Source organism: Segnochrobactrum spirostomi, from assembly GCF_009600605.1.
GTDB lineage: Bacteria > Pseudomonadota > Alphaproteobacteria > Rhizobiales > Segnochrobactraceae > Segnochrobactrum > Segnochrobactrum spirostomi.
The window spans coordinates 279,083-295,285 of the sequence record NZ_VWNA01000002.1 but is presented as its reverse complement, the minus strand read 5'-3'; the positions used below and the strand labels follow the sequence as shown (position 1 = coordinate 295,285).

Annotated in this window: 8 protein-coding genes and 2 pseudogenes; 9 read left to right on the top strand and 1 reads right to left on the bottom strand. The window is 64.5% G+C overall.

Annotation, left to right across the window (positions count from 1 at the left end):
- Positions 1-660 precede the first annotated feature (660 nt).
- From F0357_RS19865 to nhaA, 4 genes and pseudogenes are all read left to right on the top strand, one after another.
- The gene (locus F0357_RS19865) at positions 661-963 is read left to right on the top strand and encodes a hypothetical protein (RefSeq protein ID WP_312861747.1); all 303 of its coding nucleotides are present in this window, start codon (positions 661-663) and stop codon (positions 961-963) included.
- Positions 964-1,085: 122 nt separating this feature from the next.
- Entirely contained in the window at positions 1,086-1,445 is a 360-nt protein-coding gene (locus tag F0357_RS19860; RefSeq protein WP_376767843.1) for a DUF1488 family protein, read from the top strand.
- A 27-nt stretch (positions 1,446-1,472) separates the two neighbouring features.
- Positions 1,473-2,284, top strand: a pseudogene (locus tag F0357_RS19855) (transglutaminase-like domain-containing protein).
- Positions 2,285-2,328: 44 nt separating this feature from the next.
- The gene (gene nhaA / locus F0357_RS19850; protein WP_153488362.1) at positions 2,329-3,702 is read left to right on the top strand and encodes a Na+/H+ antiporter NhaA; all 1,374 of its coding nucleotides are present in this window, start codon (positions 2,329-2,331) and stop codon (positions 3,700-3,702) included.
- Here the strand turns inward: nhaA and F0357_RS19845 are convergent.
- Positions 3,680-4,549, bottom strand: a complete 870-nt coding sequence (locus F0357_RS19845; RefSeq protein WP_153488357.1) for a transglutaminase family protein — start codon at positions 4,547-4,549, stop codon at positions 3,680-3,682. The genes nhaA and F0357_RS19845 overlap by 23 nt on opposite strands.
- 347 nt (positions 4,550-4,896) lie before the next feature.
- Between F0357_RS19845 and F0357_RS19840 the strand changes: the two genes are divergently transcribed.
- From F0357_RS19840 to F0357_RS19825, 5 genes and pseudogenes are all read left to right on the top strand, one after another.
- Positions 4,897-5,928, top strand: a complete 1,032-nt coding sequence (locus F0357_RS19840; RefSeq protein WP_153488352.1) for a fatty acid desaturase — start codon at positions 4,897-4,899, stop codon at positions 5,926-5,928.
- A gap of 524 nt (positions 5,929-6,452) precedes the next feature.
- Positions 6,453-6,590 carry a hypothetical protein gene (locus tag F0357_RS24245; protein WP_208948495.1) on the top strand — a complete coding sequence of 46 codons (138 nt, stop codon included), beginning with the start codon at positions 6,453-6,455 and terminating at the stop codon, positions 6,588-6,590.
- A gap of 8 nt (positions 6,591-6,598) precedes the next feature.
- On the top strand, positions 6,599-6,859 hold the full coding sequence (locus tag F0357_RS19835; protein ID WP_153488347.1) for a hypothetical protein: 261 nt from the start codon (positions 6,599-6,601) through the stop codon (positions 6,857-6,859).
- Positions 6,860-6,921: 62 nt separating this feature from the next.
- A complete protein-coding gene (locus F0357_RS19830) occupies positions 6,922-7,311 on the top strand; it encodes a hypothetical protein (RefSeq protein WP_208948494.1) in 390 nt (129 codons plus the stop codon).
- Positions 7,312-7,362: 51 nt separating this feature from the next.
- Positions 7,363-15,899, top strand: a pseudogene (locus F0357_RS19825) (GH36-type glycosyl hydrolase domain-containing protein).
- Positions 15,900-16,203: the final 304 nt, after the last annotated feature.

The following is a 16,203-nucleotide window of genomic DNA, read 5'->3' as shown; positions in this document are numbered from 1 at the left end:
CGCAGCCTCGCACGCGATCGCGACAAATGATGATCGACTCAAGCGCGCACGACCCGAGGGCGCTCCGCGCCGATCCCCGCGCGAAATCGGAATTTCATAGGATTTATAATCACTCCGTGGCCGTCGTCAGTCCGTTGCCGGAGAGCTGCGACAGCACCCGCCATTTCCGCGGCACGGCCCGCCCCTCCGTTGCGAGAGCCTGCGGCCTTTCCCTCAGTGCCGGCCGCACAATCGTGTCGCATCTACGCTCCGAGCAGCCTAAATCTTGCGCTCAATTGTTCGTGCCCAAGGCTCGTCTCGACGTGATGTTCCATCTAAGACCGATATTATTTGGAGTTATCCAATAATATGAGGAATTGGCCTTGCCATGAACACAATCAAGGAATATTTACGGAGAAGATGATTGAGAGCCTCTGATCAGAGCGGGGACCGAGCGCCTCACAAACGGCGCCCAGCGACTGCTTTGCGGAAGGCTTGATATTGCCCGCTGAATATCCGTGATTATAATCACAGACACTCAGATTCGGCCTGCACACTTCATATTTCTGTGAAATACAGCCGATATATACACGCATTCGGCCTGCCATCGCGATCCAGGCGAGCCCAGCGACCGTACGCGCCAACACAATTCCCATAATTAATAATCGGGATCAATAGACCGTGAAAACTCAAGATAATGCCCAACGCACCTTCTATCGGAGCCGTGCGGATACGGGGATACACGCATTTTCGGTCGGGCAGGAAGTCCGTCTGAGAAGCGGGCACACCGTCCTGACCTCCAGATTCGGCGACGTCTACCGTGTCACCGGCACGCTGCCGCAGAGCGGAAACTGGCCGCAATATCGCATCCGCAGCGAGCACGAGCCGCACGAGCGGGTGGTAACCGAAGATATCCTCGAGGTGGTCCGGCAGGATGCCTTGGGAAAGGGTGAGACGCTCGCCGAGCGGACGTTCGGCCACTGACCGTCACCGGAAATCGCGAAGGTCCTGGCCTGAACGCTCGTTCGGACGGGAACGGAACGACGCGGAGACCGTTGCCTCGACGAGGGGCACCCCCGCCATTCCTTCTCCGCCGGGGCCCGTTCTTGGGCAACAAGACCGCCGCCGGTGCGTCTCCGCTCGGCGACACGCGCCGAGATCAATGCACATCCAACGCTGGCGGGATCATCATGACACTGGCTTTTCCCAATCCGAGTCGCAGCCTCGACAAGATGCGCAACGCCGTCCGCTTCACCGGCTATGACGGTATGTTCGAGGTGCCTTTCCTGGTCGATGTTCGTGCGTTGGTGAAGTCGCCTGTCGAATTGCGCATGTCGGACTCGCTCGAAACGGCGTGCCTCGACACGTTCGATTCCATGCGCAATGTGATCTATGCTGCCGCAGCCAAGGCCTATCAGAATGGCCGCAGCGCCCCTTACATCCTGACCGCGGCCGATATTCGCTAGACGGGTCAGTACTCTCGGAACGACCTTATGCTGATCCGCTACGGCTATGACATGACGTTGACCTGCGAGCGGCCGACGGCCCTGATCTGCCTCCTCTCCGTCCACGAGGATCGCGCCGCCGACATCAGGTCTGCGGAGACGTTCTTCACGACGCCCGACGTGCCGTCCTCGACCTATCTCGATCTGTTCGGCAATCGATGCCGGCGGATCGTGGCGCCGGCGGGCGACTTCAGGATCTGGGGGGACGCCACGATCGAGGACGACGGCGCTCCCGATCAGGTGCTCCCGGATGCCCCGGAAATCCCTGTCCCGGATCTCCCCGACGATTGCCTCGTCTATCTGATGGGCAGCCGCTATTGCGAGACTGACCGCCTCAGCCAGATCGCATGGGATATTTTCGGCGCGACGCCGCCGGGCTGGGGCCGCGTCCAGGCCATCTGCGATTTCGTGCACAATCACATCCGTTTTGACTACATGGCCGCGCGGTCTACGCGGTCAGCGTACGAGGCGTTTCACGAACGCGTCGGCGTCTGTCGCGACTTCGCGCACCTCGCGCTCACCTTCTGCCGCTGCCTCAACATCCCGCGCGCTATGTGAACGGTCACCTCGGCGATATCGGTGTTCCGGTCGTGGATCCGATGGATTTCAGCGCTTGGATCGAGGTCTTCATCGGCGGTGCCTGGCATACGTTCGATCCGCGCAACAACGTGCCGCGCATCGGCCGGATCGTGGTGGCCCGAGGACGCGACGCCGCCGACATCCCGCTGATCAATTCGTTCGGACCTCATGTCCTGAAGTCCTTCCGCGTGTGGACCTATGAGGTGAAGGAGCTCTCATAGACGGCGATGCCGTCTGCACGGGGTAGGCGAGGGGAGGCTTGGCGATGAACGAGACCCTCTCGCGGCTTCCGACCGAGCCGGCCGACCGCTTCACCAAACCGTTCATGCGCTTCCTGCGCATCGAGGCGTTGGCGGGCTTGGTGCTGCTGCTGAGCACGCTCGTCGCGATGCTTGCCGCCAACACCGCATGGTCGGCCTCGTACCTCGCATTCTGGGACATCCCCGCGGGGCTCCGTCTCGGCGACGTCGAGATCTTTCGTTCGCTGAAGCACTGGATCAACGACGGGCTGATGACGCTGTTCTTCTTCGTCATCGCGCTCGAGTTGAAGCGCGAATTGGTGCTTGGAGAGTTGCGCAAGCCGCGCGTCGCGGCCCTGCCTTTGGCGGCGGCGTTCGGCGGAATGGTCATACCGACCGCCCTCTTTCTGCTCGTGGTTCGCGGTGGCGCGGGCGCCGGCGGCTGGGGCGCGGTGATGTCCACAGACACCGCGTTCATCATCGGATGCCTGGGCCTGCTCGGCGCGCGCGTGCCCGAGAGCTTGCGGCTGTTTCTGCTCTCGCTCGCGATTTTCGACGATGTGGGTGCGATCCTCGTCGTGACGATTGGCTATGGCGACGCGTTGAACTGGATCGCTCTCGGTGCAGCCGGGCTCGGACTTGCCGCCGTCGCGGGCATTTCGCAGCTCGGTGTGCGCAAGATTGGCGTCTACTTCGCGATCGGCGGCAGCATCTGGCTCGCGTTCGACATCTCGGGCGTCCATGCCACGGTGACGGGCGTGATCCTCGGGCTGATGACGCCGGCCCGGAGCTGGGTCAGCGACCGACGCTTGCACGCGATCCTCAATCGCGTGGTCGCCTATCCTCCTGGCGATCATTGGAGCGGGGACACGGCGGCCCGCGGCGACCTCAAGCGGGCGGGCGTCGCCGCCCGCGAAGCGCTTTCGCCGATCGAGCGTCTCGAAATCGCACTCCACCCCTGGGTGGCATTCACGGTGATGCCGCTCTTCGCCCTTGCGAACGCCGGCGTCCCGGTGGCAGCGGTGAAATTCGATCCCTCCCTCATGACCGCGATCTTCGCCGCCTTCGTGGTGGGAAAGCCCATCGGCGTCGTGCTCTTCAGCGTGCTTGCGGTGAAATTGCGCCTAGCGGTCTTGCCGGACGGGCTGTCGTGGAGCCGGCTGATCGCCGGGAGCCTGCTCGCCGGGATCGGCTTCACCATGGCGCTCTTCATTGCCGAACGCGCCTTCGACCCCGCCCTTCTGAACACCGTGAAGCTCGGCGTACTCGCAGCCTCCGTCATGTCGGCCACACTCGGCTTCCTGGCGCTCGCCGGGTTGGCGGCATTCGGAAGGCGATCGCCTCCGCACCAGCTCCCTCCGAACGGTCCGAGCTCGGTCACGCCAGCGACCGCACTGTGACCTCCACCGCCATCGCTACGAAGGCATCATTCATCCCGACGAACGCGCCCGCCACCGGCATCACTTGCCTGATGTCCCGGCCGACGGCGACCGGGATCAGATTGGCGCCGCCGACGCCGCGGTTCGTCGGATCGAACGTGATCCATCCCGCTCCGGGGACATAGACCTCCGCCCAGGCGTGTGTTGATCCAGAGCCGCTCGTTCCCGTGAACTCCTGAGAGGGATTGTAAAGATAACCCGAGACGATCCGCGCTCCGAACCCCAGGCTTCGCACCGCCTCGACGAAAAGAACCGCCATGTCGCGGCACGATCCCCAGCCGCGATCGAGGGTCCGCACCGGCGATTGCGTGCCTTCGTCGTCGCGGCCCTGGTAGGAAACCAATGCCGGCACGCCCGCATTGATGTCCTTCAACAGGGCGAGCGTGTCCGTCGGTATGCCGCGGACGAAGGTCCGGCTCCAGGCTCGCAGCCGTCCTTTAGGGTCGAGATATTGTGGCGCGGTCAGCCCCCCCAAGTCGGTCCATTCGTCCGCGCTATACTGAAAGGGATAGTGGATCGCCGAGGCGGCAACAGTGAAGACCGGCCATTCCACGGCATCGAGTTCGATCTCGGCGAGGCTCTCGATGATCAATGTGTCGGACATGTCCTGGAAATTCGCCGTCGCCAGCATGTTGCCGGCGACGTCATGGGCCCACGTCACCACCACAGCGGGGTCGATCGTCAGGTTCATCGAACGCAAGCGAAGCTCGCGGCTCTCGCGCGGGCGCAGCATCAGCTCATGCGGGCGCAAGCTCACGGGTCGGTTGTAGCGGTACGTGGTGCGATGATGAATTTCCAGGACGGTCATGGCATCTCCAATGCGTCCGCGGATGGCGGTGGATCGAGCGAGCGTCCCGCATACGCGTTCAATTGGGGGGCAAGATACCCGGTTGCCAGTGGGAGACGGGCAAGCGAGGTGAATATCGGTTGGGCAGAAAAGCTTACCGAGCCGCAGCGGTGCAGGCTTTTGCCCGCCCCATTTCCCATCTCTTCATCGGAAAAGGCGAGCACGAAAATCATAGGTCTCTTAATTAAGACACTTTTCTATGTAATCGTCAAATCTCGCCCGACCTGACGGCGGGTTTGACTTTACCAAAATTCATCGATTCACACTGGGATTCGCGTACCCGTGATGCGCGTGGATGCGGAGACACAATGCCGACGTCCGACCAATGCAGTGCAGCGAAATCTGATGCAAAGAGTTGGAAGGCCCGGCTGATCGGCTACCGGCAATCCGATCTGCGCCGCGCTGTCTATGAGCTGCTCATTACCGCCGTGCCCTTCGCCCTCGCGTGGGGCGCTATGCTCGCGGCCATCAAATTCGATCAGGTGTGGCTCTACGGATTGCTCGTCGTCCCGGCAGGGGGGCTTCTCGTCCGCTTGTTCATGATCCAGCACGATTGTGGGCACGGCTCCTTCTTCGCCAACAGGAGCGGCAACGATTGGACAGGGCGGGCGATCGGCGTGCTCACCATGACGCCTTATGATCACTGGAAGCGAAGCCATGCCGTTCACCACGCGAGCGCCGGAAATCTCGACCGACGCGGCATCGGCGACGTCGACACGCTAACCGTCGGGGAATATCTCGCGCGTTCGCGCTGGGGGCGGATGCGGTATCGGCTCTATCGTCACCCGCTGGTGATGTTCGGGCTCGGTCCGATCTACATTTTTCTGCTGCAAAGCCGACTGCCGCTTGGCGCCGTCCGCGCGGGCTGGGCGCCCTGGGTCAGTACCATGACGACCAATCTGGCCATCGCCGTCGCCGCATGTCTGTTGATGTGGGCGGTCGGGATCGGACCCTTCCTGCTTGTCCACCTTCCGATCGTCGGCCTCGGGGCCGCCGTGGGCGTCTGGCTGTTCTACGTGCAACATCAGTTCGAAGGCACCCATTGGACCGCCAGTGACCGCTGGGAATTTCACGAGGCGGCCCTCCACGGCAGCTCGCACTACGATCTGCCTCCTGTGTTGCGCTGGTTCACGGCGAACATCGGGGTGCACCACGTCCACCATCTCTGCAGCCGCATTCCTTATTATCGGCTGCCCGACGTCTTGCGAGATCATCCGGAATTGAAGGCGATCGGGCGCCTGACGCTCCTCCAGAGCCTGCGATGCGTGCGGCTCACACTTTGGGACGACCGGCAGGGGCGCCTCATCTCGTTTCGGGACATGGGCAGGCTCTACCGTTAGGGGAGTGCGCAAGCACGTGCCGCGCCGGTCAGGCCGCTCGTCGCCCCCGTGGGCCATATATCCCGAGAGACAATTAAAAGAAAAATGAACCCCCTTGTGGCTCGTAAGCTCGATCTCCATATGACGACGGTGGATGTCGGTGGATTGCGCGCTTCGCGTCGAGGGATATTCTCGCAAAATTGCCGACTCTTAATTTCTGCTCGAGTCCGATCGATGACGTCAGATCGGGCGCTCGGTAGGATGATATAAGTCGAGCCGCCGCTGGATGCGGAATCGGAGACTTGCGAGGCGGCTCTCGAAACCCAAGCTTCGGGTTCCACGTTGGCCACGCTACGCTTTTCCTTGTGCCCGCGCGGCAGAGGTTCTGGGCGCGTCGCCCGCTGACGAGACGACGGCCGGAACGAGAGAAGATTTCGGGAACGAACGGCGGCCCGATCGGGTTGATCAGTCCGCCGCGATGCTCTGCCCGGCAGGCCCTGGTCCCGTGCTTTCGTATTTGAACGAATCGACACAACAAGAGGGTGATGATCGTGGCCAAGGGTCAACAACGCGGCAATCGTGAAGCCAAGAAACCGAAGAAGATCAAGGAGCCCGTCGCACCCGCGCCGACACTCAGCAAGGGTACGCCGCTATCGATCGGATCGGTGAAGAAGAAGGGCTGAAAGCAGCAATGGCTGTCCGCACGCGGGAGACGACGGTCACGTTCCGGCATCCGTTCGTCCTCGGCGGGCTGGACGGTCCGCAACCCGCGGGAACCTATCGGTTGGTGATCGACGAGGAGGAAATTCCGGACATCGGCCTCCTCGCCTATCGGCGCTCTGCGACGATGCTGCATATGCCCGCCATAGCCACCCCCAGCGGCACCCGACAGGTGTTCCTGGTGCGTGCCGATGAACTCGCCGACGCGCTCGAAGCCGATCAGCTCAAATAATCATCGTCGAAATCTGTTTTCGTGCTCGAGACACAACCTAGCCCCGAAAGGAGGCATAGGTCATGGACTATCTCGGTGGACTTCGCGGTACCGGCGTTCTCTTGTGCGAAGGCGCTTCGGTCGCACAGGCGCACTACGATTTCGACGGTTATCTCTCGAGTTCCGGCAAGGTGACGAGCTGCGGCGAAATTCGCCTACCGGCTTCGACACTCCGGGACGTATTCGGTCGCAGCGATCTGCGCCTGCGGACGGCCGAAGGGCGGTTGCTCAACCTCCGCTTCTCCGAGAAACGCCAGTTGCGGGACGACGGCGCCGCGCATGTCGATGTCGAGGGCGAGTTGCCGGCCGCATCCGACTGGCGCCGACGATCCGGGTGCCGGGCCTTCCCACTCGCACCCAAACCGATCGGCTTCCCCGTTCGTCGCCCGCAGCCCGGCGTCGGGCGGGCGTAGGCATCGTCGCCGGCCTATGTCTCTCGCGCCACTCCGGACCGGAAGGCATACATGACGCCGATCGCCGAACTTCATCATCGCTATGGATCGTGGCTATTGAATTGGAAAATCCCGGCGTGGCGAAGCTCTGTCTGGAACGACGGCGTGCCTATCCGCCAAGAACTGTTCGGTGCCGACCGACTTGAACAGCATGCGCGTAGCCTGGCAAAAGCCCAGTCTATCACCGATCAGCCGCCCAAGATCATTTCCCTGCATGCCCGCCTGAAGAATAATGCTGGCGTTCTGCTCGCTGCCTACAGGGCAACGGCGGCCGATGCGGAAGCCGGCCGGGCCGTCGTGCCGGCGGCAGAGTGGCTGCTGGACAATTATCACCTCGTCGAGGAGCAGGTCCGCGAGATCCGCGACGACCTGCCGCCCGGCTATTATCGCCAGTTGCCGAAGCTCGCCGAGGGTCCGTTCGCCGGCTATCCTCGCGTGCTCGGCATCGCCTGGGCCTACGTGGCCCACACCGACAGCCATTTCGATCCCGAGACGCTGCGCGGCTTCATCGCGGCCTATCAGCAGGTCGAGCCGCTCACCATCGGTGAGCTTTGGGCAGTGGCGATCACCCTGCGCATCGTGCTCATCGAGAACCTCCGCCGCCTCGCGGACCAAATCACCGCGGGACGTCAGTGGCGTCTGGAAGCGGATCTCCTGGCCGAACGGCTTCTCGCCTTGGGCGAAGCCCGCGCCGCGCTCGATGCGGACATTTTGAGCCGCTCCCCGGAACCGCTGGACGAGGTGTTCGCCGCCCAACTGGTCAAGCGGCTCAGGGACCAGGACCCCCGGATCACGCCGGCATTGGGATGGCTGGAGGCGCGACTGGGCGCGCAGGGGTCGACGGTCGACGGCGTGGTCCAGCACGCCCAGCAGCGGCTCGGCGCCTCCAATGTGACCGTGCGCAATGTCATCACCAGCATGCGGCTGATTTCCGACATCGACTGGGCCGAGCTGTTCGAAAGCGTCAGTCTCGTCGATGACCGGCTGCGTGTGGGCAGCGCCTTTGCCGCAATGGATTTCGCCACGCGAAATCTCTATCGCAGCGCGATCGAACAGCTTTCGCGCGGCTCCGCGCGGTCGGAACTCGACATCGCCGGGCGGGCACTGCAGGCCGCGGCCGCCGCGGCCCCGGATGCGCAGTCGGAGCCGGCTGCCGATCCCGGCTACTACCTCGTCGGCGAGGGACGGAGTGCCTTCGAGCGGACCATCGATTTTCGCCCGCCGCCCCGCCTTCGCCTCAGTCGCCTCAGCATCCGGTTCGGAATCGGCGGCTATGTCGGCACCATCCTCGCCGTCACATGTGGCCTCATCGCGCTGGCTCTCCTGGCGCTCGCCGCCGCCGGCCTGTCGGGCGGATGGCTCGTCGCCTTCGCAATCGTCGGCTTCGTCCCGGCAAGCGAAGTGGCGACCGCTCTTGTGAACCGTGGCGTCGCGTGGATGTTCGGCGCCGCCATCCTGCCCGGCCTCGAACTCGCGGGCGGAGTCCCGAGTTCGCTGCGCACGCTCATCGCCGTCCCGACGCTGCTCACCAGCGAGGCAGATCTTCAGGAGCAGCTCGAGCGGCTCGAGGTCCATTTCCTCTCCGGTGCGGGCGGTGATCTCACCTTCGCGCTGCTATCGGACGGCATCGATGCCGATCACGAGGTTATGCCGGGCGACGCGGCGCTCCTGGAAGTCGCGCTGCGGGGGATCGATCAGCTCAATCTGCGCTATGGTCCGGGGCCTGCCGGCAACCGTTTCCTGCTGCTGCACCGCGATCGCCGGTTCAATCCCGCCGAAGGGAAATGGATGGGGTGGGAGCGCAAGCGCGGCAAGCTGCACGAGTTGAACCGGCTGCTGCGAGGGGCGCGCGATACCTCCTTCATGGCCGTGGAGGGGCGCCCGCCGGAGGTCCCGGCGGACGTGCGCTATGTCATCACGCTGGACGCCGACACGCGCCTGCCGCGCGACGCGGCGCTGCGACTTGTCGGCAAGATGGCGCATCCGTTGAACCGAGCGAAATTCGACGCCGTCGAGCAGCGAGTCGTCGCCGGCTACGGCATTCTCCAGCCGCGCGTCACCCCCTCGCTACCGATCGGCCGTGAAGGTTCATTCTACCAGCGGGTGATTTCCGGTGGCGGCGGTATGGACCCTTATGCGGCGGCCGTTTCCGACGTCTATCAGGACTTGTTCGGCGAAGGCTCCTATACGGGGAAGGGCATTTACGAGATCGACGCGTTCGAAGCATCGCTGGCCGGCCGCATCCCGGACAACACGCTGCTCAGCCACGATCTCTTCGAGGGCGTGTTCGCCCGCGCAGGCCTCGCCTCGGATATCGAGGTCGTCGAAGAATTCCCCTCGCGGTACGATGTCGTTGCCAAGCGACAGCATCGTTGGACGCGCGGCGACTGGCAGTTGCTTCCGTGGATCCTCCGCGAGGGGCCGGGCCGGCGCGGGCTCACCCGGGTCGGACGCGGGAAGATGCTCGACAATCTGAGGCGTTCCGTGGTGGCGCCGCTCACCCTGCTTTCGTTGACCCTGTGTTGGCTGTTCCCCATGCCGGCCGCGCTCGTCGGTACGCTCTTGGTCATCGGTACCATCGCGATTCCGGCCTTCATGCAGATCCTCTTGGGACTGCTGCCGCACCGTCCCGACATACGCATCCGTAGCCATGTCGCCCAAGTGCTGACCGACATACGGCTCGAGGTAGCCCGCGCGTCGCTGTCGCTGGTCTTTCTCGTTGATCAGGCATGGTGGGCGGGCGATGCCGCGATCCGCACGCTGCTGCGTCTGTTGGTGACGCGCCGCCATCTGCTGGAATGGACGACGGCGGCAAAATCCTCGGCTGGGCCGCGGCTCGATATCGTCGGGTTTTATCGGCGGATGGTGGGCAGTACCGCGCTCGGCCTGGTCCTTGCCGTGAGCGCAGTCGCTGCGGCGCCGTCCTCCTGGCCGCTCGTGCTTCCCTTCGCTTTGCTCTGGCTGGGCGCGCCGGCGATCGCGAACCGGGTAAGCCGCTCGACGGGAGTGCCGCAGCGTCTTGCTGTCGGCACGCGCGAAGCGCACGAGCTGCGATTGATCGCCCGGCGGACCTGGCGTTACTTTGAGACCTTCGTCACACCGGCCGACAACATGCTGCCGCCGGACAATTTCCAGGAGGTGCCGAAGCCGGTCGTGGCCCATCGCACCTCGCCGACCAATATCGGCCTCTATCTGCTCTCCGCCGTCACCGCCCGCGACTTCGGCTGGAGCGGCACAGTCGCAACGATCGAACGGCTGGAGGCGACGTTCGAGACCCTGAAGAAGCTGCCCCGGTTCCGCGGGCACTTCTTCAATTGGTACGAAACGCAAACTCTCGCAGTCCTGCCGCCCGCCTACGTCTCGTCCGTTGATAGCGGCAATCTCGCCGGTCACCTGATCGCGCTCGCCAATGCCTGCGACGAATGGACGGGCGCGCCTGTCGCCCTCGATACGGCGCGCGAGGGCATCACGGATGCTCTCGCGTTGGCTCGTGAGGCGTTGCAGGTGCAACCCAGCGCGGGGACACCGCAAGGCGGGGCGCTGACCAGAGTCTTTGAAGAGATCGACGCCCAACTGAACGGCGTGCAGGGCTTGGCGGCGGCGGCTCCGATCGTGAAGCGGCTCGTCGACAAGGCCCGAAGGATTGCGCAGGAGATCAACCCGACGGCCAGCGGCGATGGCAGCGCGGACCTCACCTATTGGGTCGAGGCACTCGGACGGGCTGTGAGCGAACGCGAGCGAGACCGCCTGCAATTCCTCGAGACGCCGGCCGCCACGGGTGCTCGCCTGACCGCACTCGCGGCCACCGCGCGGACCATGGCGATGGAGATGGATTTCGCCTTTCTGCTCGACCCCGAGCGAAAATTGCTCTCGATCGGCTATTCGCTCGACGAGAACGGCCTCGATCCGAGTTGCTACGACCTGCTGGCCTCCGAAGCCCGGCTCGCCAGCCTGTTCGCCATCGCCAAGGGCGATGCGCCGACGCGCCACTGGTTCCGGCTCGGCCGGCTCGCAACGCCGCTGGGCAACGGCTCGGCGCTGATCTCCTGGTCGGGATCGATGTTCGAATATCTCATGCCGTCGCTGGTGATGCGGGCGCCGGCCGGCAGCGTGCTCGAACAGACCAACCGCCTCGTCGTCGAGCGGCAGCGTTCCTATGCCCACGCGCTCGGCATTCCGTGGGGCATGTCGGAGTCCGCCTACAATGCGCGCGACATCGAATTCACTTACCAATACGCCAATTTCGGCGTGCCCGGCCTCGGCCTCAAGCGCGGCCTGTCGGAGAACATCGTCGTCGCGCCCTATGCAACCGGCCTCGCCAGCATGGTGGAGCCCGAGCGAGCGCAACAGAACTATTCTCGTCTCGCCGAGCTGGGTGCGCGGGGGCGCTACGGCTTCTATGAAGCGCTCGACTTCACGCCGGCGCGGGTGCCTGAGGACGAGCGCGTCGCCATCGTGCGCAGTTTTATGGCGCATCATCAGGGCATGACCATCGTCGCCATCGCCAACGCCCTTCTGGCGGGCGAGATGCGCGCCCGCTTCCATCGCGAGCCGATGATAAGGGCGAGCGAACTGCTGCTGCAGGAACGCTCGCCGCGCGATGTCGTCGTGGCGCGGCCGCGCGCCGAGGAGGTTCGTTCCGCCTCCGCGGAGGTGCGCGGCGACGGCTCTGCGGTGCGTCGCCTGACCACTCCGTCACCCGGGGCGCCGATTACGCACCTTCTCTCCAATGGCCGCTACGCGGTCATGCTGACGGCGGCCGGAGGTGGCTACAGCCGCTGGCGCGATATCGCCATCACGCGCTGGCGCGAGGATGCCACGCGCGACGATTGGGGTTCCTTCATCTTCCTCCGTGACACGCGGAGCGGAACCGTCTGGTCGGCGACAACCCAACCGATGGCGGACGACGCCCGTGAAAGCGACATCGTGTTCGGTGAGGACCACGCGGAGTTCATCCGTCACGACGCTGGCCTGACGACGACGATGGACGTCATCGTATCCGGTGAGCACGACGGCGAGGTTCGGCGTGTGTCGCTCACCAATAGTGGCCGTCGAACCCGCAAGATCGAGCTGACGTCCTATGCCGAGCTCGTCCTGACGACGCCCGCCGCGGACAATGCCCATCCGGCCTTCGCCAAGATGTTCGTCGAGACGGAGCATCTGCCGGAGTTCGGCGCCATCATCGCCACACGGCGACGTCGGACGCCGGGGGAAGCGCAAATATGGGCGGCGCATTTTGCGGTGGTGGAAGGTGAGATCGCCGCCGATCCGCAATACGAGACCGCTCGCGCCCGTTTCATCGGCCGTGGGCGAAATATCGGCAAGGTCGACGCCATGTCCGACTTTCAGCCGCTGTCGAACACCGTCGGCACGGTGCTGGACCCGATCTTCTCATTGCGCCGGAGCGTGCGCATCGCGCCAGGCAAGATCGCCCGCGTCGCGTTCTGGACCATGGTCGCCCCGTCGCGCGAGGAACTTCTCGACCTCATCGATACCCATTACGACCGCAATGCGTTCGATCGCGCCCGCACGCTGGCGTGGACGCAGGCGCAGGTGCAGCTTCGCCATATCGACGTGGACGCGGAGGAGGCCTCCGACTTCCAGCGGCTGGCCGCCCCACTGCTTTATGCCGACAAGCGCTTCCGGGCGCCGTCCGAGGCCATTCTGCGAGGTGCCGGCCCGCAATCGGGTCTCTGGCAGCACGCCATCTCCGGCGACCTGCCGATCGTGCTGTTGCGCATCGACGATATCGAAGACATCGCACAGGTGCGTCAATTGCTGCGCGCCCGCGAATATTGGCGGATGAAGCATCTCGCCGTCGACCTCGTCATCATCAACGAGCGCGCTTCCTCCTATGTGCAGGACTTGCAGATCGCCATCGAGACCGCTGTACGCACCAACGCTTCCTCACCGCTGTTCGGCGAGCAAGCGGCGATCGGATCGGTCCATGTGCTCCGCGCGGATCTCATGAGCGTGGAATCGCGCGCGCTGCTTCAATCCGTTGCTCGTGTCGCACTGGTGGCGCGGCGCGGAGGCATTGCCGACCAGATCGCCCGTATGCGCCGGACACCTGAGCCCGCCTCCGCCCGTCGTCTTGCCCGGCCACTGGACGGGGTGCCGACGCCGACGTCCGCGCCGTCGCGGCAATCGCCGACGCTTGAGTTTTTCAATGGCTTCGGCGGTTTCGACAAGGATGGGCGCGAATATGTGACGATCCTCGAACACGGCCGCACCACGCCGGCCCCGTGGATCAACGTCGTGGCCAACGCGGGCTTCGGCTTCCAGGTCTCAGCAGAGGGAAGTGCATATAGCTGGGCTGAAAACAGCCGCGAGAACCAACTCACCCAATGGTCGAACGATGCGGTCGTCGATCCCGCGGGCGAGGCGATCTATGTGCGGGACGAGGAGAGCGGGGAAGTGTGGAGCCCGACCGCACAGCCGATCCGCGGCAACGGCCGCTATGTCGCGCGGCATGGCTTCGGCTATAGCCGCTTCGAGCTAAAGGCGAACGGCATCGGCCTCGATCTGCTCCACTACGTCCCGCTCGATGATCCGCTCAAGATCTCCCGGCTGAAGCTCACCAACCTGTCCGGTCGGCCCCGCCGGCTCTCCGTCACCACCTATGCGGAATGGGTGCTCGGAACCTCGCGGGGGCGTCTGCCCCCTTCGTCACCACGGAGATGGACGCCCAGACTGGGGCGATTCTCGCGCGCAATCGCTGGAGTGCGGCCTTCGGCTCACGTGTCGCCTTCGCCGATCTGGCCGGACGGCAAACCGCATGGACGGCCGACCGCACCGAGTTCCTCGGCCGCAATGGCGGGCTGGCCTCGCCTCTTGCCCTCGCCGTGAAGGCGCCGCTTTCCGGGAGCGTCGGCGCCGGCCTTGATCCCTGCGCGGCGTTGCAGACGACCGTCGAACTCGGCGTTGGCGAGACCGTCGAGGTCGTCTCGTTCATTGGCCAGTGCGGATCGGTAGAGGAAACGCGGGCCCTGATCACCCGCTATCGCGCGGCCGACCTCGATGGCGTTCTCGCCGCGGTGACGGAACACTGGAGCACGATCCTCGGCACCGTCAAGGTGGAGACGCCGAACCGGGCGATGGACATCATGCTCAACGGCTGGCTGCTCTATCAGACGCTCGCCTGCCGCATCACGGCGCGCTCCGCCTTCTACCAGGCGAGCGGCGCCTATGGTTTCCGCGATCAATTGCAGGACGGCATGGCGCTGACACTGGCGCTGCCGGCGGAGACGCGCGCCCACCTCTTGCGTGCCGCCGGGCGGCAATTCGTCGAGGGCGACATGCAGCATTGGTGGCTGCCGCAATCGGGCCAGGGCGTGCGAACCCGCATCTCCGACGATCATGTTTGGCTCGCCTTCGCCACGGCGACCTATGTCGAAGGCTCGGGCGACACGGCGATCCTCGATGAGATCGTGCCTTATCTCGACGGGGCGCAGTTGCGGCCGGAAGAACACGAGCACTTCTTCCAGCCGATGCCCGCGGACGTGACCACCTCGCTGTTCGAGCATTGCGCGCGTGGCCTCGATCACGCCCTCACCCTGACCGGCGAGCTCGGCCTGCCCCTGATCGGCACCGGCGACTGGAACGATGGCATGAATCGCGTCGGGGAGGGCGGCAAGGGCCAAAGCGTCTGGCTCGGCTGGCTGCTCATCCGCACGATCGAGCTGCTCGCCCCCGTCGCGGAGGAGCGTGATCCCGAACGCGCCCGTCGCTGGCGTGCCCATGCCGCGTCGGTCCTGGAGGCGCTGGAGCGTTCGGCCTGGGATGGGGAATGGTATCGCCGGGCCACATTCGACGACGGCACCTGGCTCGGATCTCATGATAGCGGCGAGTGCCGCATCGATTCCATCGCGCAATCCTGGGCGGTGCTGTCCGGCGCCGCCGACCCTGCGCGCGCGGCTACGGCGATGGCCTCGCTCGAGCGGCATCTGATCCGCCGCGAGGAGGGCCTCGCTCTGCTGTTCACCCCGCCCTTCGACACGACGACACTCGATCCCGGCTACATCAAGGGCTATCCGCCGGGTCTGCGCGAGAATGGCGGACAATATAGTCATGCCGCCATGTGGGCGATCTTCGCCTTCGCGAAACTGGGCGAGGGCGACAAAGCATTCGATCTGTTCGACCTTCTCAATCCCATCAACCACGCTGACACACCCGAACAGGCCGAGCGCTACAAGGTCGAGCCCTACGTCGTCGCGGCCGACATCTATTCCGTGGCACCTCACATTGGGCGCGGTGGCTGGACCTGGTACACGGGCGCGGCCGGCTGGATGCACCGCGCCGGCGTCGAGGGCATTCTCGGCATCCGCCGGAAGGGGGCATACCTCTTGGTCGATCCCTGCATCCCCGCAGGGTGGCCTGGCTTCGCGGCCACAATCGCGCTCGGCGACACCACCTGCAGGATCGACGTTCGTGCCGCACGGGATGGCGAGCCTTACCGGCAACTCGACGGCGTTCGCATCCCGTCATCGGACAGCTTCACCGGGATCCCCCTCGACGGCAAGAGCCACGATTTTCATATGTCCCTATAGCGCGAACTCTCGGGCGGCGGCGTATGCGAAGCGGTCGCCCAAATTGAGCGCCGCACGCGTCATGCGCCGCCGATCCAGATAGCGGGGATGCCGCCCCCGCGCGCCGCGTCCGCCTCGAACGTCATTGCACATAAACTGATCGACAAGGCCATTCAGTCGTTAGAGTCCTATTACATTATAAATACGTCAAAAATTACTTCATCAACACTGAATATCCCCACCCAAACGGCGCGCGCAACAAAACGCAGTCCCACGAGTTAGGGAGGCAGTGCGGGCAATCGTCCGGCACGGCAAACGTGAGGGA